Annotated in this window: 17 protein-coding genes; 10 read left to right on the forward strand and 7 right to left on the reverse strand. The window is 74.3% G+C overall.

Annotated features, from left to right (window positions below):
- Positions 1-78 precede the first annotated feature (78 nt).
- Positions 79-240, reverse strand: coding sequence for a hypothetical protein (locus G1H19_RS02775; RefSeq protein ID WP_235928174.1), 162 nt, complete (start codon positions 238-240; stop codon positions 79-81).
- 273 nt (positions 241-513) lie between these two features.
- On the opposite strand from G1H19_RS02775, the gene G1H19_RS02780 reads away from it, so the two are divergent.
- On the forward strand, positions 514-1,995 hold the full coding sequence (locus tag G1H19_RS02780) for an MFS transporter (protein ID WP_202925937.1): 1,482 nt from the start codon (positions 514-516) through the stop codon (positions 1,993-1,995).
- An 86-nt stretch (positions 1,996-2,081) separates the two neighbouring features.
- Positions 2,082-3,218, forward strand: coding sequence for a YihY/virulence factor BrkB family protein (locus G1H19_RS02785; protein ID WP_235909807.1), 1,137 nt, complete (start codon positions 2,082-2,084; stop codon positions 3,216-3,218).
- Positions 3,219-3,275: 57 nt separating this feature from the next.
- Here the strand turns inward: G1H19_RS02785 and G1H19_RS02790 are convergent, their stop codons facing one another.
- The 4 genes from G1H19_RS02790 to G1H19_RS02805 form a co-directional block, all read right to left on the reverse strand.
- Complete coding sequence (locus G1H19_RS02790) at positions 3,276-4,016, reverse strand: enoyl-CoA hydratase-related protein (RefSeq protein ID WP_152730164.1); 741 nt, start codon at positions 4,014-4,016, stop codon at positions 3,276-3,278.
- A gap of 37 nt (positions 4,017-4,053) precedes the next feature.
- Positions 4,054-5,100: an acyl-CoA dehydrogenase family protein gene (locus tag G1H19_RS24325; RefSeq protein WP_235928175.1), complete on the reverse strand. Its 1,047-nt coding sequence runs from the start codon at positions 5,098-5,100 to the stop codon at positions 4,054-4,056.
- Between the two features lie 99 nt (positions 5,101-5,199).
- Positions 5,200-6,366 (reverse strand): acyl-CoA dehydrogenase family protein, encoded by a 1,167-nt coding sequence (locus G1H19_RS02800; RefSeq protein ID WP_162393153.1) that lies wholly within the window; start codon positions 6,364-6,366, stop codon positions 5,200-5,202.
- A gap of 106 nt (positions 6,367-6,472) precedes the next feature.
- Positions 6,473-7,180: a hemerythrin domain-containing protein gene (locus tag G1H19_RS02805; protein ID WP_152730165.1), complete on the reverse strand. Its 708-nt coding sequence runs from the start codon at positions 7,178-7,180 to the stop codon at positions 6,473-6,475.
- Positions 7,181-7,281: 101 nt separating this feature from the next.
- Here G1H19_RS02805 and G1H19_RS02810 point away from each other — a divergent pair, with 101 nt between their 5' ends.
- The 7 genes from G1H19_RS02810 to G1H19_RS02840 all read left to right on the forward strand — a co-directional run bounded on the left by G1H19_RS02810 (position 7,282) and on the right by G1H19_RS02840 (position 16,173).
- Positions 7,282-7,656: an ArsR/SmtB family transcription factor gene (locus G1H19_RS02810; protein WP_202925938.1), complete on the forward strand. Its 375-nt coding sequence runs from the start codon at positions 7,282-7,284 to the stop codon at positions 7,654-7,656.
- On the forward strand, positions 7,653-8,153 hold the full coding sequence (locus G1H19_RS02815) for an SRPBCC family protein (protein WP_162393154.1): 501 nt from the start codon (positions 7,653-7,655) through the stop codon (positions 8,151-8,153). Before G1H19_RS02810 ends, G1H19_RS02815 begins: the two co-directional genes overlap by 4 nt.
- Positions 8,154-8,290: 137 nt before the next feature.
- Positions 8,291-9,460 (forward strand): acyl-CoA dehydrogenase family protein, encoded by a 1,170-nt coding sequence (locus G1H19_RS02820; protein ID WP_152730166.1) that lies wholly within the window; start codon positions 8,291-8,293, stop codon positions 9,458-9,460.
- 61 nt (positions 9,461-9,521) lie between these two features.
- On the forward strand, positions 9,522-11,345 hold the full coding sequence (locus G1H19_RS02825; protein ID WP_162393155.1) for a glycoside hydrolase family 2 protein: 1,824 nt from the start codon (positions 9,522-9,524) through the stop codon (positions 11,343-11,345).
- A gap of 114 nt (positions 11,346-11,459) precedes the next feature.
- Positions 11,460-12,167 (forward strand): maleylpyruvate isomerase family mycothiol-dependent enzyme, encoded by a 708-nt coding sequence (locus tag G1H19_RS02830; RefSeq protein ID WP_152730167.1) that lies wholly within the window; start codon positions 11,460-11,462, stop codon positions 12,165-12,167.
- A 232-nt stretch (positions 12,168-12,399) separates the two neighbouring features.
- Complete coding sequence (locus G1H19_RS02835; protein WP_152730168.1) at positions 12,400-14,319, forward strand: HNH endonuclease signature motif containing protein; 1,920 nt, start codon at positions 12,400-12,402, stop codon at positions 14,317-14,319.
- Between the two features lie 225 nt (positions 14,320-14,544).
- Positions 14,545-16,173, forward strand: a complete 1,629-nt coding sequence (locus G1H19_RS02840; protein ID WP_152730169.1) for a peptide chain release factor 3 — start codon at positions 14,545-14,547, stop codon at positions 16,171-16,173.
- A gap of 5 nt (positions 16,174-16,178) precedes the next feature.
- Here the strand turns inward: G1H19_RS02840 and G1H19_RS02845 are convergent, their stop codons facing one another.
- Positions 16,179-17,150, reverse strand: coding sequence for a DUF4240 domain-containing protein (locus tag G1H19_RS02845; protein WP_152730170.1), 972 nt, complete (start codon positions 17,148-17,150; stop codon positions 16,179-16,181).
- A 77-nt stretch (positions 17,151-17,227) separates the two neighbouring features.
- On the opposite strand from G1H19_RS02845, the gene G1H19_RS02850 reads away from it, so the two are divergent.
- Complete coding sequence (locus G1H19_RS02850) at positions 17,228-17,449, forward strand: hypothetical protein (RefSeq protein ID WP_152730171.1); 222 nt, start codon at positions 17,228-17,230, stop codon at positions 17,447-17,449.
- 22 nt (positions 17,450-17,471) lie between these two features.
- Here the strand turns inward: G1H19_RS02850 and G1H19_RS02855 are convergent, their stop codons facing one another.
- Positions 17,472-20,303, reverse strand: a complete 2,832-nt coding sequence (locus G1H19_RS02855) for an aminotransferase class III-fold pyridoxal phosphate-dependent enzyme (protein ID WP_162393156.1) — start codon at positions 20,301-20,303, stop codon at positions 17,472-17,474.
- Between the last annotated feature and the right edge of the window lie 440 nt (positions 20,304-20,743).

The raw sequence follows: 20,743 nt of genomic DNA on the forward strand, positions 1-20,743 counted from the left end.
CCCGTTGCCCCCCACCACTCGCGAGCTCGCGGCGGGACCCTGCAACGGGGCCGGGGACTCAGGCGGGCGACGACGCCGTCAGAGGATGGCGGTGGCGCCGATCGACTCGCCGGCGACGGTGCGTGCACGCTGCGGCCGGCCGGTCGAGGCCGCCTGCCGCTCCTGCTCGTACCGGGCCGTCGAGTGGGTGCCCAGGAGGATGACCAGCCCGGTCAACACCAGGAACCCGATCAGACTCACTGCCGGCCACAAGACCATCGTCGCTGTTCTCCCCGTCCGTGGGTGGTGCACCGGCTGCCGCCAGCTTCGCCGCTGTCCCGCCCACCTTGCCCTGTCCCGCGAGCCCTCAACCCTCGACGTCGCACGGATCAGGTGAACAGCGTGTGACGTCGCTCGCCCACCGCTGCGGTGGGCACACGGCGCCGGCGGGGTCATGATGGCCCGGGTGCCCGCGGTACTGCCCCGGACGCGCCGTCCGACCACCTGACCCGTCGTCGTCCGTGGAGGACACCCGTGCCGTCTGCCCCCGTGCGGCCCGCGCTGCTCGTCCTCACCCTCTCCCTGGCGATCACGACGCTGTCGCTGCTGCAGAGCCTGGTCGTGCCGATCCTGCCCACCATCGGCGAGCAGCTGGACGTCGGCGCCGGGGCGGCCGGCTGGGTGCTGACGGCCAACCTGCTCGGCGCGGCGGTGCTGACCCCCGTGCTGGGCCGGCTGGGCGACCTGCGCGGTGAGCGTCCGGTCGTGCTGGGCATCCTGGCCGTCATCACGGCCGGCACGCTGCTGGCCGTGCTCACCACCAGCCTGCCGCTGCTGCTGGTGGCCCGGGTGCTGCAGGGCGCGTCGTACGGGCTGTTCCCGCTGTCGATCAGCATCCTGCGCCGCGAGCTGCCGGCGGCACGGCTGTCGGTGGCGATGTCGGTGGTCAGCAGCACGCTGTCGGTCGGCGGGGTGATCGGCCTGGTCGCCAGCGGGGTGCTCACCACCGGCGGCGGCGACTACCACCGGCCGTTCTGGCTCGGCCTGGTGGTGTGCGTGCTGGCCCTGGCGCTGGCCGCCTGGCTGCTGCCCCGGCGCCCGCCGACGGCGACCGGGTCGGTGGACTGGCTGGGCGCCGCCGTCCTCGGGGCCGGGCTGGTGCTGCTGCTCCTGCCGGTGTCGCAGGGCCACACCTGGGGCTGGACGTCGCCGACGACGCTGGGCTGCCTGGCCGGGTCGGCCGTGGTGCTCGCCGGGTGGGTGCTGCTGCTGCGCCGCACGGCCGACCCGCTGGTGCGCCCCGGCCTGCTCGCCGACCGCCGGATGCTGGTGCCCAACGTGGTGGGCCTGATGACCGGGTTCACCCTGTTCCTCTCCTTCCTGGCGGTCACCCAGTACGTGCAGGCCCCACCCGCGCTCGCCGGGTACGGCTTCGGCGCCTCGACGCTGGAGGCCGCGGTGGTGTTCCTGCTGCCCGGCGGTGTGGTGGGCGTGCTGCTGGCGCCGGTCGCCGGGCGGGTGGTGGCCCGGCTGGGCGGGCAGCTGGTCCTGATCGGCGGCGCGGCCTGCGGGCTCGCGGGCTTCCTGCTGCTGGCGGTGCTGCCCGACCAGCGCTGGCAGGTCGTGGCGGTCGGCGTGCTCACCCAGCTGGCCACCGTGGTCGCGTTCGCGGCGCTGCCGACCCTCGTCGTCCAGGCGGTGCGGCCGGAGGAGACCGGCATCGCCAACGGGGTCAACTCGATCACCCGCTCGGTGGGCAGCGCGCTGTCCAGCGCGCTGACCGTCACGCTGATCGCCGGCAGCGTCGACCCGGGCACCGGGCTGCCCCGGGAGTCGGCCTACACGCTGGTCGCCGCGCTGGGGGCCGGCAGCTGCGTGGTCATCGCCGTGGCGGCCGTGGCGGGGCTGGTCGCCGACCGGCGGCGGGGTGGCCGGCGTCGGCCCGACGAGCTCGCGGACGTCGAGGCCGCGACGGCCGGCGCCGGTGAGTGGTCGCCGGTCTCCGGGATCCGCTGACGCCTCCGAGCATGGGCGGGCCCGGAAGTGGGCACTGTGCACGGCAGCGCGGTACCTGCAGCCGTGAGACAACCCGGAGGCACCAGATGGCCCGACCCCGTGGCGCTCAGCCAGCGAGCGCCGGCACGACCACCAGCAAGGGCGCCCGCGCCGTCGGCAACGAGGCCCGAGAGGACGGCCACGGCCTGATGGACCGGCTGCCCGGCCAGCGCGCCGACGCGCGTGACGGGAGTGCCGGGGACGAGGTGCCCGGCGACGAGAAGATCACCGACGCCGGCCGCTCGGACTACGCGCCGGAGGGCGCCCCGGGCAAGGCCAACACCATGGGCACGCTCAAGCGGCTGGTCAAGGAGATCAGCCAGGACGAGCTGACCGACAAGGCCGCCGCGCTGACCTACTACCTGGTGCTGGCGATGTTCCCGGCTCTCATCGCCCTGATCTCCATCGTCGGGCTCGTCTTCGAGCCGCAGCAGATCATCGACGCCCTGACCACCCTGCTGAACACGATCGCACCCGGGACCGCGGCGGACACCTTCTCCGGCCCGATCCAGCAGATCGCCGGCAGCCAGAGCGCGGCCGGCTTCGGCCTCGTCATCGGCATCGCCAGCGCGCTCTGGGCCGCCTCCGGCTACGTCGGCGCCTTCACCCGCGCCGCCAACGTCGTGTGGGAGACCCCGGAGGGCCGCCCGTTCTGGAAGCTCAAGCCCCTCCAGCTGCTGGTCACGCTGATCGGCGTGTTGCTCATCGCCGTCATCGCCCTGTCGGTGGTGGCCACCGGCCCGATCACCGACGCCATCGGCCAGGCCCTCGGCCTGTCCAGCACCGTGACGACCGTGTGGGACATCGCCAAGTGGCCGGTGATGATCGTGATCGTCGCGCTGATGATCGCGATCCTGTACTACACCGCCCCGAACGTGCGGCTGCGCGGCTTCAAGTTCGTCACCGTCGGTGCTGCCGCGGCCCTGCTGGTGTGGGTGATCGCCTCGGCCCTGTTCGCCTTCTACGTGGCCAACTTCGGCAGCTACAACAAGACCTACGGCGCGCTGGCCGGCGTCATCGTCTTCCTGGTGTGGCTGTGGATCACCAACCTGGCCGTGCTGATCGGCATCGAGCTCGACTCCGAGCGCGAGCGCACGATCGAGATGAAGAACGGCGTGGAGCGGGCCCGCGAGGAGATCCAGCTCGACGCCCGCGACGACCCGAAGCGCAAGCAGACCACCTGACCCACCGGTACGACACGACGCCGGTCTCCCCCACGCGGGGAGGCCGGCGTCGTGCTGTCACCCGGCCGAGCGGCGCATGGACCACATCTGGCTGGGCCGCTCGAACTGGGTGGCGATCTCCCAGCTGACGTGCGGTGGGCCGGTCTCCTTGCGGAAGTTGGCCGTCGCGAGCCGGGCGAGCTCGGGGTCGCGGGCCACCCGGCCGGCGAGCTCGAGGGCGCGGTCCTCCACGGCCGCGTCGTCGACGGTCTCCCAGGCCAGGCCCAGCCGGACCGCGGTGGGCCCGTCGACCTCCTCGCCGAACAGCGCCATCGCCGCGGCTGCCTCCCGGCCGACCAGCCGGGACAGCAGCACGAAGTGCCCGCCGCCCGGGTGCAGCCCGCGCTTGAGGAAGCCGCAGATCAGCCGGACGTCGGTGGCCACGATCCGCAGATCGGCGGCGAGCAGCATGTTCATCCCGGCGCCCACCGCCGAGCCGCGCACCGCCGCGATCGTCGGCGCCTTCACCTGCCCGAGCCGGTAGAAGGAGTCGTAGATCAGACCCATGCCGGCGTAGGCGTCGCCGGCGGCCGGGTCGCGCCCGGCGTCGGTCAGCGTCTGCACGTCCCCGCCGGCGCAGAACGACCGCCCCACCCCGCGGACGACGACGGCCCCCACCTCGGCGCGCGCGTCGACCTCGTCGAAGACCCCGATCAGCTCCGCGGCCATCGCGGGGGTCAGCGCGTTGCGCCGGTCGGGGGCGTTCAGCGTGACGACGGCGACCCCGGCGTCGATCTCCAGCAGCACCTCAGCGGACATGCCCGCCCCTCTCGTGGACGACGTGCGGTCGGTGCGATCAGACCACGCGGGTCAGGGCCGGCCAGAACCCGTCGGCGCCACCGGCCACCAGGTGCTCCCCGAGCGTGGCCGACCAGGCGAGCTCCGAGCCCGCCTCGTCCCGCCACGCCCAGCAGCGCCGGGTGAGGTGGTGCAGCGCGTGCTCCTGGGTGAAGCCGATCGCGCCGTGCACCTGGTGGGCCAGCGCCGCGACGACCTCGACCGCGGCACCGGCGCGCACCTTGGCGGTCGCAGCGGCGGGCACCAGCGGCTCACCGGCCTCCAGCGCCTGGACGGCGGCGTCGACGACGGCGGTCACGGCCGTGACCTCACCGGCCATCTCGGCGAGGTACATCTGGATGGCCTGGAACTTCCCCAGCGGGCGGCCGAACTGCTCCCGCTCGCCGGCGTAGCGCAGGGTCAGCGCCAGCACCTGCTCCAGGGCCGCGGCCAGCTGCACCGCCCGCAGCAGGGCCGCCCGGGCCCGCAGGTCGGCCACCGCGGCCACGGTGATGGGCGCGGCGGGCGCGCGCAGCCCGTCGAAGGCGACCGAGCCGCGCGGCTCGCCGGCCAGGTTGGCGTGCGTCCAGGCCGGGGCGGGGGCGCGCACCAGGGCGAGCACCGGGCCGTCCGGGCCCTGGGCCAGCACCGCGAGGTGCAGCGCGACCCCGGCCCACGGCACGTCGACGGCGGTGCCGGACAGCAGCCAGCCGTCGCCGTCGGGCACAGCAGTGAGGTCGCCGTCGACGGCGGCGACCAGTGGCTCGTCCGGCGGGGGCAGCTGCAGCCCGGCGGCGAGCACCGCGGGCCCGGCCACGAGCAGCTGCTCACCGACCGGCACCGCGCCGGCGCCCCGGGCCAGCTCGCCGACGACGGCGACCGCGTCGGCCACCTCACCGCCGGAACCGCCGGCCTCCTCGGGCAGGCCGACGCCGGTGAGCCCGGCCGCGGCGAGCTCGGCCCAGAGCCCCTCGTCCCAGGTCAGCTCGGCGGTCAGCGAGACCGGCGGGTGCGCGGTGAGCACCTCGCGGACGGTCTGGCGCACCAGGTCCTGGTCGTCACTCACGATCGCCCACCCCCTGACTTGAGCCCGAAGAAGTGCATTCGCCGGCACTGGAGCCTGCGGGACGTGCCCGGTCCGCCGGACGAAGCCGACTGTGCCCACTCATCGCAGACCCAGCCCGCGCGCCACGATCCCGCGCAGGATCTCGTTGGTGCCGCCACGCAGCGTGTACCCCGGGGCGTGCAGTTGCGCCTCGGCCAGGGCACGGCCCAGCGGGTCCGGTGAGCTCAGTGAGGGCGTCACCTCCGCGACCCGCCGCACCTCGTCGATCACGTCGCGCTCGAACGTCGTCCCGATGTCCTTGACCAGGGCGGCCGGGATGTCGGGCAGCTCGCCGCGGTCCAGCGCAGCGGCGATGCGCAGCGAGAGCTGCCGGATGGCCAGCAGCCGGGCCGAGAGCCGGCCGACGGCGGCCAACTGCGCGCGATCCTGACCCGCAGCGGCCCGGCGGGCCAGCTCGGTGAGCAGCGGGAACGTGGACAGGAACCGCTCGGGACCGGAGCGCTCGAACGCGAGCTCGGCGGTGACCTGGTGCCAGCCGGCGCCCTCCTCGCCCAGCAGCATCCCGGCCGGGACGACGACGCCGTCGAACACGACCTCGTTGAAGTGGTGGCCGCCGTCCAGGATGCGGATCGGGTTGATCGTGATGCCCGGCAGCGACAGGTCGACGAGCAGCTGGGTGAGGCCCTGGTGCTTGCCGCGCGGGCCGTCGCCGGGCGGGCCGGTGCGCACCAGCGTGATCGCGTAGTGGCTGTGGTGCGCGTTCGACGTCCACACCTTGGCGCCGTCGACCACGAAGTCGCCGTTCGCGTCCCGAGTGGCCCGGGTGCGGATGGAGGCGAGGTCGGAGCCGCTGTCCGGCTCGCTCATGCCGATGACGAAGAAGCACTCGCCCGCGGCGATCCGGGGCAGGATCTCCTGGCGGTGCTCCTCGGTCCCGTAGCGCAGCAGCGCCGGCCCGGACTGCCGGTCGGCGATCCAGTGCGCGGCGACCGGCGCGCCCGCGGCGAGCAGCTCCTCGGTGACGGCGTAGCGCTCCATCGCGGTGCGCTCGTGCCCGCCGTACTCCTTGGGCCAGGTCATGCCGAGCCAGCCGCGGTCGCCCAGCTTGCGGGAGAAGGCCGGGTCGACCCCGGACAGCCAGGTGTCGACGTGCGGGGTGAAGGTGCCCTCGGCGATCTCGGCGGCGAGGAACTCGCGCACCTCGGCGCGCACCAGCTCGGCGGCGTCCGAGCGCGGTGCCGGCGCCAGTGTCAGGGCGTGGGTCACGTGACCTCCTCGTCCGGTCCGCCCGCGCTCCGCTGCACCGGCGACGACCGCCCCGAACGGTACCCAGCGCGACCGACGGGTGCCGCCGTGCGACGGCCGTGGCGCCTCAGCGGCTCGTGGGCTCCCGGTCACCCCTGCGGGCCAGGGGCACCCGCTCGACCACCCCGGCCACCGAGGCGAGGCCTGCGCTGACCGCCCGGCCCACCGGTGCGAGCCGGGCCGGGGCCCGCCGGGTGAGGGTGTCCACCAGGTCGCGGGTGCGGTCCAGCAGCGACAGCGGCAGCGCCGACGCCGCGTTGCCGGGGGGACGGCGGGACACGGTGGGGTGCGGCCGGGTCGGGGCGATGCGGCTCACCAGCGCCCAGCGCCGCCCCAGCGACCGCAGCTCGGCGACGCCGACGGCCTCCTGCAGCTGCGGGAGGAGCAGGTCCTCCTCGTCGCGCACGTCCTCGCGCAGCACCTCGACCAGCCGGGCCAGCCGGGCCGGGCGGCCGGGGTCGTCGAGGCCACCCTCCTCCAGGGCGCTGACCAGCTCGTTGACCTCCTGGTGCTCCTGCTCGATGCGCAGGGTCAGGGCCTCACCGTCGGGCAGCACGCGGCGCACGACCGGCCACAGCACCGCCTCCTCGGCGAAGGCGTGGCTGAACACCAGGCGGTCGAGGCGCATCAGCACCTCCTCCTGGTCGGTGCCCTGCGCGCCGTCCAGCCGCTGGATCAGCCGGTCGAGCTCGGCGTGGTCCCTGCGCTGGCGCACCAGCACGCTGCCGGGCCCGCCCAGCTCGGCGATGGTCTGGTGGGCGATGGACCGGGTCATGGCGACCTCCGCGGTCGTGGTGCCGGGCGCCGCGGGCTGGGCGCCGTCCTCCTGGGTGCCCCGCCGCGCCGATGGCCATGCGGTGTCTGGACAGGAGCACGGTGACACGGCTAACGTACAACCTTGTGGTTGTAGATCAGGGCGGCGGCTCCACCGCGGACCGGGTCTTCCACGCGCTCGCCGACCCGACCCGACGCGAGATCGTCGCGCTGGGGCTGGCCGGTGAGCACTCGGTGTCCGACCTGGCCCGCCGGTTCCCGATGAGCTTCGCGGCCGTGCAGAAGCACGTCGCGGTGCTGGAGCGGGCCGGGCTGGTCAGGAAACGGCGGGACGGGCGGCAGCAGCTCGTGTGCAGCGACCCGGACACCCTGCAGGAGGCCCACCGGCTGCTGGACCAGCTGGAGACGGTGTGGCGACAGCGGATGGACCGCATCGGCGACCTGCTCGCCGAACCGACCGGAGGAGACCCCCCGTGACCGTGAACTCCGTCGAGAAGGACCTCGACAGCCGCACCATGACCATCACCGCCCACTTCGACGCTCCCGTCGAACGGGTCTGGCAGGTCTGGAGCGACCCCCGCCAGCTCGAGCGCTGGTGGGGCCCGCCGACCTACCCGGCCTCCTTCACCGAGCACGACCTCTCCCCCGGCGGCCGAGCCGCGTACTCGATGACCGGCCCGGAGGGCGACCGGCACCACGGCTGGTGGCGCTTCACCGCCGTGGACGCGCCGCACCGGATCGAGCTGGAGGACGGCTTCGCCGACGACCAGGGCCGGCCGACGGACGGCCTGCCGTCGATGACGATGCTGGTGACCCTGACCGAGCAGGCCGGCGGCGGCACGACGATGGCGATCCGGACGACCTTCCCGTCGTCCGAGGCCATGGAGCAGATGGTCGCCATGGGCATGGACGAGGGCATGCGCGCCGCGATGGGCCAGATCGACGACGTGCTCGCGTCGGCCGTCACCTCCTGAGCGACCGGTGGGGCAGGGCGTGACCTGCCCCACCGGCACGGCACGCCACTCGGGGAGAGAGGACAGTGGAGGTGCGGGCCGGGGCCCGGGGCACTGGGGCCCCGACGCGACGCCGGCCCTCGTGCGGAGGATCGACCATGACGGTCAGCTCGGACTTCTACGACCTCGCCGACGCGCTCGACCCGGCCGACCAGGACGTGCTGAAGCGGGTGCGCGCGTTCATGGACGACGAGGTCGAGCCGGTCATCAACGACCACTGGACCCGCGCGGAGTTCCCGCACCAGCTGGTGCCCGGGCTGCGCGACCTGGGCATCGCCGGGATCGCCGTCCCGGAGCCGTACGGGGCGGGCCGCTCCACGCTGCTCGACGGCATGATCGCCATGGAGCTGGCCCGCGGGGACTCCTCGATCGCCACCTTCATGGGCGTGCACAGCGGCCTGGCGATGGGCTCGGTCCAGCTGTGCGGCTCCGAGGAGCAGAAGCAGCGCTGGCTCCCCGCCATGCGGGCCATGGAGCTGATCGGCGCCTTCGGGCTGACCGAGCCCGACTCGGGCTCCGACATCGCCCGCAAGATGACCACCACCGCCCGCCGCGACGGCGACGGCTGGGTGCTGGACGGGCGGAAGAAGTGGATCGGGAACGCCAGCTTCGCCGACCTCGTGGTGATCTGGGCCCGCGACGTGGAGACCGACAAGGTGCTCGGGTTCGTCGTGGAGAAGGACGCGCCCGGCTTCAGCACCACGGTCATCCAGGACAAGATCGCGCTGCGGTCGGTGCTCAACGCCGAGATCACCCTGGACGGCGTCCGCGTGCCCGAGGCCGACCGGCTGCAGGGCGCGAACAGCTTCCGGGACACCGCGGCCGTGCTGCGGACGACGCGGGCCGGGGTGGCGTGGTCGGCGGTGGGCTGCGCCCGGGGCGCCTACGAGCACGCGCTGTCCTACGCCCAGCAGCGCGAGCAGTTCGGCCGGCCGATCGCGTCGTTCCAGCTGGTGCAGGACCTGCTGGTGCGGATGCTGGGCAACATCACGTCGTCGATGACGCTGTGCACCCGACTCTCCCAGCTGCAGGACGCCGGCCGGATGACCGACGAGCAGGCCAGCCTGGCCAAGGCGGTGAGCACCGTGCGGATGCGGGAGACCGTCGGCTGGGCCCGGGAGCTGATGGGCGGCAACGGCATCCTGCTGGAGCACCACGTGGGCCGCTTCGTCGCCGACGCGGAGGCGCTGTACTCCTACGAGGGCACCCGCGAGGTCAACACGCTCATCGTCGGCCGCGCCGTCACCGGGCACTCCGCCTTCGTCTGAGCCGCGACGCGGCAGGCACGGGAGGATCGGGTCGGAGACCCCTCGCAGAACAGGAGCGACCGTGCCCCCACGCGCCACCGAGCAGGACGGCACCCGACCCCGCCCGCAGCTGCTGCGGGAGGAGTGGACGGACCTGTCCGGCACCTGGCAGTTCGGCTACGACGACGACCGGCGCGGGCTGGACGAGGGCTGGCAGCGGGCCGGTGACCTGGCCGACCGGTCGGTGTTCGACCGGGACGTGCGGGTGCCGTTCCCGCCGGAGTCGCCCGCCTCGGGCATCGGGGACACCGGCCCGCACGCGGTGCTCTGGTACCGCCGGGCCCTGCGCCTGGACGACGTCGCCGGGTGGGCGGCAGTGCGCGAGCGCGGGCACCGGGTGGTGCTGCACCTGGGCGCGGTCGACCACTCGGCACACGTGTGGCTGGACGGCGAGCTGCTCGGCACGCACGAGGGCGGCCAGACCCCGTTCGCCTTCGACGTCACCGACCGGCTGACCGACGGCGAGCACGTGCTGGTGGTGCGGGCGGTGGACGACCCGCGGGACGTGACCCAGCCGCGGGGCAAGCAGGACTGGCAGGACCAGCCGCACGAGATCTGGTACGACCGCACCAGCGGCATCTGGCAGCCGGTGTGGTGCGAGGTGGTGCCGCCGGTCGCCGTCGAGCACCTGGCCTGGACGCCGGACGTGCCCGGCGCTCGCGTGCAGCTGGGCATCACACTGCGGGACACCCCGCCCGGGCCGGTGACCGTCGCGGTGCGCCTGCAGCTCGGCGAGCGGGTGCTGGCCGAGCACCGGGTGCGGGTGTCGGCCCGGCGCACCAGCACGGTGATCGCCGTCCCCGACCTGCTCAACGGGCAGGACCGGCCGTCGCTGCTGTGGTCACCGGAGCACCCGCGGCTGGTCGACGCCGAGGTGCGGCTGCTCGACGGGGACACCGTGCTGGACGAGGTGGGCAGCTACCTGGGGCTGCGCAGCGTCGGCGTGGCTGGGCGGGCGTTCCTGCTCAACGGCCTGCCGTACCCGCTGCGCGCGGTGCTGGGGCAGGGCTACTGGCCGCAGTCGCACCTGGCCGCCCCGGACGCCGGCGCGCTGCGCCGGGAGGCGGAGCTGGTGCGCGAGCTGGGCTTCAACACCGTGCGGGTGCACCAGAAGGTGGAGGACCCGCGCTTCCTGTTCTGGTGCGACCGGCTCGGCGTGCTGGTGTGGGGTGAGACCGCGAACGCCTTCGCCTTCACCCCGGACGCGGTGCGGATGCTGACCACCGAGTGGCTGGACGTCCTGCACCGGGACGCCGGACACCCGTGCATCGTCACCTGGGTGCCGGTGAACGAGAGCTGGGGCGTGCACGACGTCGCCGTCGACCCGGCGCAGCAGGCGTACGTGACCGCGCTGGCAGCGCTGACCCGGGCGGTGGACCCCAGCCGGCCGGTGGTGAGCAACGACGGCTGGGAGCACACCGACTCCGACCTGTGGACCGTGCACGACTACGCCGACACCGGGGCCGAGCTGGTGCGCCGCTACGGCTCGGCCAGCGCGTTCGACCACCTGGAGCGACCCGGCGCGGCGGGGCGGCGGGTCCGGTTGCCCGGCGGGACCGACCGCGACCAGCCGCTGGTGCTCACCGAGTTCGGCGGGGTGCGCTTCAGCCCCGGCGCCGCACCGGAGGACGCCTGGGGCTACTCGACGGCCACCGACGCCGAGGACTTCGCCCGCCGGCTGCGCGACCTGCTGTCGGCGGTGCGGTCCTCGGAGGTGCTGGCCGGGTTCTGCTACACGCAGCTGACCGACACCCGGCAGGAGGCCAACGGCCTGCTCGACGAGCACCGCCGGCCGAAGCTGCCGATGGAGGAGCTGCGGGCGATCGTCACCGGCCGCGCGTCCTGAGCCGCCGCCCAACTCCCTCGCCGGGACGACGGATCTGGCATGGCGAGTCCATGATTGCCGGGGCGCATCGGTGGAATCCGGTCGCAGCCGATTCGGCGCCGATAGCGTGCGCGCGTGTCCCTCGACCCGCTGAGCGTGTGTGCCGCCGAAGCGAACATCCTGGCGACGTTGCTCGCGACCAGTGACCTGACCGCGCCGGTGCCCAGCTGCCCCGGCTGGTCGCTGGCCGATCTGGGCCGGCACACCGGCGGGGTGCACGCCTGGGCAAGGGACGCGGTGGGGCACGAGCCCGGCACCCCGCCTGGCGCGGAACCCCCGGGCCCGGCTGAGGACGCGACGGTCGCCGCCTGGTACCGCACACAAGCCGACGATCTGCTCACCGCACTGGTCGCTGTCGATCCTGGCCGACCCTGCTGGACCCTCGACAGAGCAGACCGAACGGCGGGCTTCTGGCTGCGGCGGCAGGCGCACGAGACGACGATGCACCGCTGGGACGCCGAACGAGCCGTCGGTCGGGACGCACACATCGACCCCACCGTCGCACTGGACGGCATCGACGAGGTGCTCCGGATGTTCCTGCCCCGCCAGCTGCGGCTCGGGCGCACCTCGGCCACCGAGGACACCGTCCACCTGCGGCCGCAGGAGATGGCGACGTCGCACTCGGTGGGCAACGGCGCAGCCTCCGTCGGCACCGTCAGCGGTCCAGCGGAAGCGCTGCTGCTCCTGCTCTGGCGGCGCACCACCCTCGACGACCCGCGATTGACCGTCAGCGGCGACAGGTCCGCCGTTGACGCCTGCCTCGACCGGCCCCTGACACCCTGACGCTGACAGCGTGCTCGCCAACGGTCGCCAGCCGCCGCGACCGGGCACTGGTGTGGTCGCATCGACCCGTGCACCCGCAGAGGCCAGCGAGGAGCGCCGATCAGCCGCCGGCCACGGACACCGAGCCGGCACCTGATCGATCGGCCCGAGTGACGGACCACGAGCGGACCGCAAGCAGGAGAAGGTGCCTGACGCACTGCGAAGAGGCTGGTCAGACGGTCGATGAGGCCGTATGATCGAACATGTGTTCGACATCGACGTCCTGCGGCTGCCCTACCGGCAGTTGCTCGTCGAGCACGCCCTACGAGAGTGGCTCGACCAGGTGTTCCGACCGTCGGTGGGCCTCGCAGCAGAGGTGGGTGCGCGCACGTCGCCCTCCGCAGCGGTGCGGGATGCCCGCCTGACGGCCTTCCGTGCGGAGCTCGACGCCGGCGGGGCCCGGCTCACGGAGGCTCGACTGGCCCAGCGGTCCCTCGACCGGGCAGCCGCCGAGCGTGCCCGGGCGCTGGCCGGGTTCGCCCGCAGTCGGCCGTCGTCCGCCGACCGGTCCGACCAGGAGGTCGGTGCAGCAGCCGCCGCCAGCCGGGCGGCCCGCCCACGGGCGCTGCTGTCGGTCAGCGAGTGGGCCGTCGACGAGGTGTCCGCGGCACTCCGACTGACCAGCGACGCCGCCACCCGGCTGCTGGTGGAGTCGGTCCTCCTGGTCGAGGAGCTGCCGGCGACCCTGGCGGCACTCGAGGAGGGCCGGATCAGCCAGCAGCACGCCGCCGTGCTGGTCGACCTGCTCGCACCGCTCGACGCCGGCGTCCGGGCCGTCGCCGAGGAACGGCTGCTGGCCCGCGCGGGCGGCAAGACGGCTGCCCAGCTGCGCGCCGCTGCCCGCCGGCTCGTGCAGCGGCTCGACCCGGACGCGCTCGCCGACCGGGTGGAGCGCGCCATCCGCGATCGCCGGGTCGGGCTGCACGCCGGGGAAGACGGCATGTCGACCCTGTACGCGCTGCTCCCTGCGCCCGTGGCCCGCGCCTGCCACGACGCCCTGAGCCAGTACGCCGACGCCTCCCGGGTCGAGGGTGACACCCGGTCGAAGGACCAGCGGATGGCCGACTGCCTGGTCGACCTCGTCCTGCGCCCAGGGCAGCACGGGATGGCTCCCGTCCAGGCCCGCCTGGTCGTCGTCGCGGCCGTCGAGACGCTGCTGGGCGGACCGGAACCGGGCGAGGTGAGCGGTGACCTCGTCCCGGCCGTCATGGTGCGCGAGCTGGCCTACGCACTCGGCCTGCTGCCCCGCCCGACGGACGACCAGCAGGAGCCGGGCAGACCCGCGCCGAGCGCAGTCCCCACCGACGCGACGCCGGCCACGATCGTCGACGACACGGCGCCCCCTGCAGCCGAGGGCCACCCGGAGACCGAGGCGGTGACGGCAGCCCCCGCAGTCGAGAGCCACCCGGAGACCGGGGCGGTCACGGCGCCTCCCGCAGTCGAGAGCCGCCTGGACACCGAGGCGGTCACCGCGCTGGGCGCACTGCTCGGCACCCGCCGGACAGAGGGGACCGCACTGGCGTCGCGACCCGAGATCGCCGTGGTCGACGGCCTGAGCGGGCAGCTCCTCGCCCTCACCGACGCGACCGAGATCCGGCAGATCGCCGGTGGCTCGTCCCGGGCGGTAGCCGGCGACCCGTCCGCGGCAGTGGCCGCGCCGCCGGTCGGCGAGCCGGGATCGAGGCCTCCCCCACCGACACCCGGCTACCGACCGCACGCCGCACTGGAGCGATTCGTCCACCTGCGTGACCGGCGGTGCCGTTTCCCAGGGTGCCGCGCACGTCCGGTCAGCTGCGACGGCCACCACATCGAGGCGTGGCCCGCGGGGCCGACGTCGAGCAGCAACCTGTGCTCGCTGTGCCGGCACCATCACCGACTGGTGCACCAGGCTCCGGGGTGGCGGCTGCGCGCACTCGACGGCCACGGCACTCTCGTCTGGTCGATGCCGGACGGGACGGAGCTCACCACGCAGCCGCCGCGGTTCGGCACCGACGACGACCTGCCTCGGATCACCCAACCCGCCGGTGCGACGACCGTTGCGCTGGCGGCACGCCCGACGCTCGTAGGCCGACCGAGCCCACCCGGCCTCGATGCCGACCCACCTCCCTTCTGACCGGGACTCTCCTGAACGGGAACCTCCTGACCGGGACGCCGGCGGCGTGCCGGTGAGAACGCAGCAGGGGAATCGCACCGTGGCGGGGTGGTGGAAGCCCAGCAGCGCGGGGACGGCACTGTGGCGCCGGGACGGCACGGTGGCGGCCACGTCAGGGCAGTGGCGGCACGGCGATGAGACCACGGGCGGGATGGGATGGGAGCCGTCGGTGGGACCATGGGTTCGATGAGCACCGCCACCGACCCAGACGCCGCCAGCACCGACGCCGCCACCACCGCCACGGTGCTGGCCGAGGCGGCCCGCCGCCGTACCTTCGCGGTGATCAGCCACCCGGACGCCGGCAAGTCCACCCTCACCGAGGCCCTCGCCCTGCACGCCCGGGTGATCGGCCAGGCCGGAGCGGTGCACGGCAAGGCCGGCCGGCGGGGCACGGTGTCGGACTGGATGGACATGGAGAAGGCCCGCGGCATCTCCATCACGTCGGCGGCACTGCAGTTCTCCTACCGGGACACCGTGGTGAACCTGCTGGACACCCCCGGGCACGCCGACTTCTCCGAGGACACCTACCGGGTGCTCACCGCCGTCGACGCCGCGGTCATGCTGATCGACGCCGCCAAGGGCCTCGAACCGCAGACGATGAAGCTCTTCGCCGTCTGCAAGCACCGCGGCATCCCGGTGATCACCGTGATCAACAAGTGGGACCGGCCGGGCCTGGACGCCCTGGAGCTGATGGACGAGGTGCAGACCCGCACCGGCCTCACGCCCACGCCGCTGACCTGGCCGGTGGGCATCGCCGGCGACTTCCGCGGCGTGCTCGACCGCACCGACGGCAGCTACCACCGCTTCACCCGCACCGCGGGCGGTGCGACCGTCGCCCCGGAGGAGACGCTGAGCGCGGAGGCGGCGCTGGCCCGCGAGGGCGACGTCTGGACGACGGCGGTCGAGGAGAGCGAGCTGCTGGAGGCCACCGGCGCCCAGCACGACGAGTCGACGTTCCTGGCCGGGATCAGCACGCCGGTGCTGTTCGCCTCCGCGGTGAGCAACTTCGGCGTCGGGATGCTGCTCGACGTGCTGGTCGAGCACGCCCCGCACCCGACGCCCCGGCCGGACCAGAAGGGCGAGCCCCGCCCGCTGGAGGAGCCGTTCAGCGCGTTCGTCTTCAAGGTGCAGGCCGGCATGGACACCGCGCACCGCGACCGGCTGGCCTTCATCCGGGTCTGCTCCGGGGTCTTCGAGCGCGGCATGGTGGTCACCGCCGCGGCCAGCGGCAAGCCGTTCGCCACCAAGTACGCCCAGCAGGTGTTCGGCCGCGAGCGGGAGAGCATCGACACCGCCTACCCCGGCGACGTCGTCGGGCTGGTCAACGCCTCGGCGCTGTCGGTCGGCGAGTCGCTGTACTCCGCGCGCCCGGTCACCTTCCCACCGCTGGACTCCTTCGCGCCCGAGCACTTCGCCGTCGCCCGCATCGCCGACACCGGCAAGTACAAGCAGTTCCGCCGCGGAATCGGCCAGCTGGACAGCGAGGGCGTGGTGCAGGTGCTGGTCTCCGACCGCCGCGGCGACGGCGCACCGGTGTTCGCCGTGGTCGGGCCGATGCAGTTCGAAGTGGCACAGCACCGCATGGAGACCGAGTTCGGCGCGGCGATCACCCTGCAGCACCTGGACTACAAGCTGGCCCGGCTGACCGACGCCGAGTCCGCGCCCGTGCTGTCCAAGGCCCGCGGTGCCGAGGTCGTGCAGCGCACCAACGGCGACCTGCTGGTGCTCTGGACCGACCGCTGGGCGATGGGCAGCTTCGCCCAGAACAACCCCGACGTCACCATGACTCCGCTGGTCGCCGCCTCGCTGAGCTGACCCGCTCAGCCTGGCAGGAGGTCGGCCCCCGCCCGGTGGAGGGCGCGCAGCTCGTCGACCGCACCGTGCTCCGCGGGCAGGACGGCGAGCACGCACGACGCGCCCAGAGCCAGCAGTGCCCGCCGACGTTCGTCCGCCGTCCACGACGCACCGACCTCGTGCGGGACGGCGACGGTCACCGGGCGGACCGTGCCCCGGTCCGCTTCCTCGTCAACGGTCGGTGGACCGACCGCCGGGGTCGGTGACCACCGGTCACCGACGTCGATGCGCACGTCGAGCGAGGCCGCACCCACGTCCGGCGGCAGACCGCCGTGCACGGCGACCGGCCGGGACAGCGCGACGGTCAGCTCGTAGCTCTCCTCGTACCGCAGCCAGCCCGGCTGCCCGTACTGCACGATCGGCACGGAGGTGCCGTCAGGCAACGGGCGCTCCCCCGTGAGCGGTCGGGACAGGTCCCGGCAGTCCACCACCACCGGACGCGGCCCGACGTCCCACGCCTCACGCTCCGGCTCGACCGGCGGCGACCAGTGGCGCGTGTTCGAGGCCGTCTCGTAGGACACCCGGGTGTCGACGTCGTCCCCCGCGACCTCGTCGGCGGCGTAGAGCAGACCTTCCGCCTCCCCCGTCCACAGGCTGCGAACGAGCTCCGTGGGGTCGGCGAGGACGGCCTCGTAGGCTGCCCGGCCCCGGGCGACGACCTCGGCGCGCACGTACAGGAAGGCGTCGTCGCTCATCGGGATCGGCTCGTCGTCCGGCTCCTGGTCCACGTAGCGCACGGGCTGGTCGGCGATCACCTCGCGATCGAGGTCGAACAGCACCTGCGCGAGTCGCTCCTGGAAGGCGCGGGCCCGGCGTCGGCCGAGCGCCCGCAGCGCCCCGGTCAGCCGCTCGAGGTCCGCGTCGCCCGTGCCGCCGTCCAGCAGGTCGATCAGCGTCCAGAACTCGTCGGGCGACATGACCCGCCTGGTGATGCGCACGGCGGGATGCTGTCAGAGCCCACCGACAGCGCGGGACCACACGCCCGCCGGCACCGGTCGCTCGCTACCGTCCAGCCGTGACCAGCCCCGACGACGAGCCTGACCCGACCGGACTGGACCAGCCCGCCGGGCGCGCCCAACCGCTCTGGTGGGTGGCGGTCCCGGCCCTGGTCGCCGGCTTCGGCGGGTACCAGCTGCTGCAGGGCGACACCGGCGGGATCTGGCCCTGGGGCCCGCTGGTGCTGCTGCTCGCCGGTCTCGGCCTGCTCGCCTTCGTGCTGGTCGACCGCCGCCGCTGACCCGACGGCGGCCGACCGGGGCTCAGTAGCTCATCTCGGTCTTCGGCCGGCCCAGCGCGAAGCCGTGCCGGTCGGCGATCCGGGTGATCTCCTCCACCTGCTCGGCGGAGATCCGGCCGTAGCTGTAGTGCTCGGTGATGCCCTCCAGACCCAGCAGGATCGTCTCGGACATGCAGGCGAACGCGTGCCCGGGCTCCAGCGGCATGCCGCCGATCCGGAAGTCGGGGTTCTCCGGCAGCCGCACGACCCCGCCCTGGATGACGGTGACGTCGGGGCGCTCCCGCAGCACCGAGGCGTCGGTGTCCATCGGCACGGAGACGTCGCAGATCACCACCGGGCCCGCACCGAGCACGTCCGGGAACACCAGCGGGTCGGGGGCGTTGCTGGCACCCAGCACCAGCTGGGCGTCGGCGAGCGCGGCGACGTCGGTGGCCAGCCGCACGGGCGCCCGGTCGCCCAGGCCGGCCAGCGCGTCGTGCAGCTGCGCGATCTGCCCCGGGCTCGCCGGGTCCGCCGCGGCCGCCAGGGCGCGGGCGGCCGGCACACCGGCGAGCACCCCGGCCACGCCGGTCAGGGACGCCGTCGTCCCGGCGTCGGTGGCGTCCCGCAGCCGGCGCAGCGCCCGGCCGTAGACCCGCAGGGCCGCGCCGAGCAGCGCCTGCTCGCGGCCGGGCCGCCCCACCAGCAGCATCCGCGGCACCCGGTCGCTGACCAGCTCGCTGTAGACGCTGGCGATGTTGCCGTTCGCGCCGAGCGCGGCGAAGCAGGACTCCTCGGGCACGATCCCGCGCTCGTCGGCCGCCTGCCAGATGGCCCGCAGCCCCATGCCGACCGTGAGCGCGTTGCCGGTGGTCAGCGCGATGCGGTCCGGGGGCAGCGAGCGGCCGTTGCGGGTCAGGATCGAGTGGTAGCCGCCCAGGCCCAGCGTGTGGCAGCCCGCGGCGACGGCCTGGTCCACCGCGGTGGTGAGCAGCCGCTGCACGGGGGCGACGTCCTCCCGCAGGGCCCGGCTCATCCGGGCCGAGGAGGAGAAGACGGCGAGGAAGTTCAGCTGGACGGCGGCACCGGTGGTCGAGCGCACCGTGATCCGCTCGTGGAACTCCGGCTCCACGTGCGGGGCGATCCGCTCCATCAGGTCGTCCAGCTGGGCCTCGGTGAAGCCGGCCAGGCTCGGGTCGAACAGCGGCAGGTGCGCCGAGGTGACCGAGTGGGCGGCGAAGGCCACCTGCGGCAGCGCCGGGTCCAGGGCGTCGGAACGCAGCGGCTCGCGGTGGTCGGTGATGTGCCCGCCGACGGCCGCGGGGTCGACCAGGTGCCGGACCAGGTGGAAGGCGTTGGCCTTGCCGAGTGCCTCGCACGCGCCGTCCAGGGCGGCCACCACCAGCTTCGCGTCCTCCTCGGTGAGCAGGTAGGACGGCTCCAGCCGCAGCGTGCGGGGGCTGGACAGGGTGGGCGCGACCCGGACGCCGTGCCCGTGCAGCAGGTACCCGGCGAGCACGTAGCCCAGCAGGTCCTGGGAGACGAGGGTGCGGATCGTGGCCGAGGAGGTCCCGGCCTGGTCGGTGAACTCGATGCCGATCATGAGGCCCGCGCCGCGCACCTCTGCGACGACGCCGGGGTGGCGCTCGCGGAGCTCCTGCAGCCGGGCCATCAGCCACGCGCCGGTGGCGGCCGCGCGGGCCGGCACGTCGTCGTCGTCCAGCAGCCGCAGCGCCTCCAGGGCGACCCCGGAGCTGAGGTCGTCCTCGGCGAAGGTGGAGCTGTGCAGCCGGCCGAAGGAGGGCCGATAACGGCTGCGCTCGACGAGCAGCGCGCCGGTCTTGACCAGCCCGCCGCCGAGGCTCTTGGACAGCAGTACGTAGTCGCCGCGGACGCCCAGCTGCTCGCTGTGGCAGAACGTGCCGGTGCGGCCCATGCCGCTCTGGATCTCGTCGAGCACCAGCGGCACGCCCTCGGCGCGCACCGCGGCCGCCAGCTCCTGCAGCTGCTCGGCGCGCAGCGGGCGCACCCCGGCCTCGCCCTGCAGCGGCTCCACGAACAGCGCGACGGCGGTGGTGACCGGCACCGCGGTGAACTCCGGGCCGTGCTCGCCGACGCCCAGCTCGACGACGGTGCGCCGGCACGCGGCCAGCCGGTCCTCGATCGACCCGCCGGCGCCGACGAACAGCGTCGACCCGCTGTCGAAGTCGGCCCGGTAGGCGGCGTGGTGGGTGAGCTGGACGGCACCGGTGGTCTTGCCGTGGAAGCCGCCGTCCAGGGCGAGGGAGCGCGGCGTCGAGGCGACCAGCGCGTCCTCCAGCCGGAGCGCGAAGGCCACCGCGTCAGCCGTGCGGGTGCCACCGGTGTAGCCCAGCCCGCGCAGCGTGGCCAGCTGCGCCTCGCCGGTCTCCGGGTGTGCGGCGACGACGTGCCCGGCCAGCTCGGCCAGCCGCTGCCGGCGCTCCGCGGCGCGCTCCCGCCACTCCAGGGTGGCGTGCTTGAGGGCGGCCTCGACGGTCTCCGCGCCGCTGTTGGCGAAGGTGACGACGTAGTCGGCCACGCCGCGGCCGACCCGGTCGGAGAGCTCCCGGGCGAGCTCGGCGGCGGCCGGCCTGATCGAGCCCTGGGCCTGCACCGGCACGCCGTCGCCGAGCAGCTGCACCATGCGGGCCCGCAACCGGGGGTGGTGGTGGCCGAAGAGGTTGGCGCCGTAGCCGCCGAGGGCGTCGAGCACCCGGGGCGGGCCGGACCCGTCGTCGCAGGAGAGCCAGTCGCCCTCGCCGCGGGTGTAGGTCACGTCCAGGCGCAGGGTGGAGAGCAGCTCGCCCGTCCAGGGGCGGACGTGGCTGGTGTACAGGGCGGTGGGGCTGGTCACGGTGCGGTCGTCCTCGGCGTCGGGCCCCAGGCTCGGGGGCGGGTGCTCGTCTCGGCGTTCGGGGCTGCCGGCCACGCTGCCGGGAGGTGCACTGCATCCGATCCGGGTGCGCCGGGCAATGCCTGGACACCCCCACCGGGTCACGATGAGTCACCACCAACGGCCCTGGACGGCCTGTCGACCACGGAGCGTGATCGGTTGCGCTGATGTGGCGGCCTGCGTTCCGCCCCCCTCCCGCCCCCGCGGTGACACCATCGCCGACGTGGCCCCCCGCGAACCGGCCCCCGGCCGCGCACCGGCCGGAGAGCCCGGCGGCACACCGGTGAGCGGCGGGTCCCTGCGGCTGCGCGGCCGGCGCGGGCTGTTCCGCGCCTCCACCCGGGTCACCAACACGGCGCTGCTCGTGGTGCTGCTGGCCGCGTACGCCAGCGGCACGGTGT

The sequence above is a fragment of the Goekera deserti genome (assembly GCF_010685995.1).
GTDB classification, from domain to species: Bacteria; Actinomycetota; Actinomycetes; order Mycobacteriales; family Geodermatophilaceae; genus Goekera; species Goekera deserti.

Bases quoted from the DNA above. Each gene is read 5' to 3' on its own strand.
- G1H19_RS02785 (WP_235909807.1), top strand. From the start codon at position 2,082: ATGGCCCGACCCCGTGGCGCTCAGCCAGCGAGCGCCGGCACGACCACC.
- G1H19_RS02790 (WP_152730164.1), bottom strand. From the start codon at position 4,016: ATGTCCGCTGAGGTGCTGCTGGAGATCGACGCCGGGGTCGCCGTCGTC.
- G1H19_RS02805 (WP_152730165.1), bottom strand. From the start codon at position 7,180: ATGACCCGGTCCATCGCCCACCAGACCATCGCCGAGCTGGGCGGGCCC.
- G1H19_RS02820 (WP_152730166.1), top strand. From the start codon at position 8,291: ATGACGGTCAGCTCGGACTTCTACGACCTCGCCGACGCGCTCGACCCG.
- G1H19_RS02835 (WP_152730168.1), top strand. From the start codon at position 12,400: ATGATCGAACATGTGTTCGACATCGACGTCCTGCGGCTGCCCTACCGG.
- G1H19_RS02840 (WP_152730169.1), top strand. From the start codon at position 14,545: ATGAGCACCGCCACCGACCCAGACGCCGCCAGCACCGACGCCGCCACC.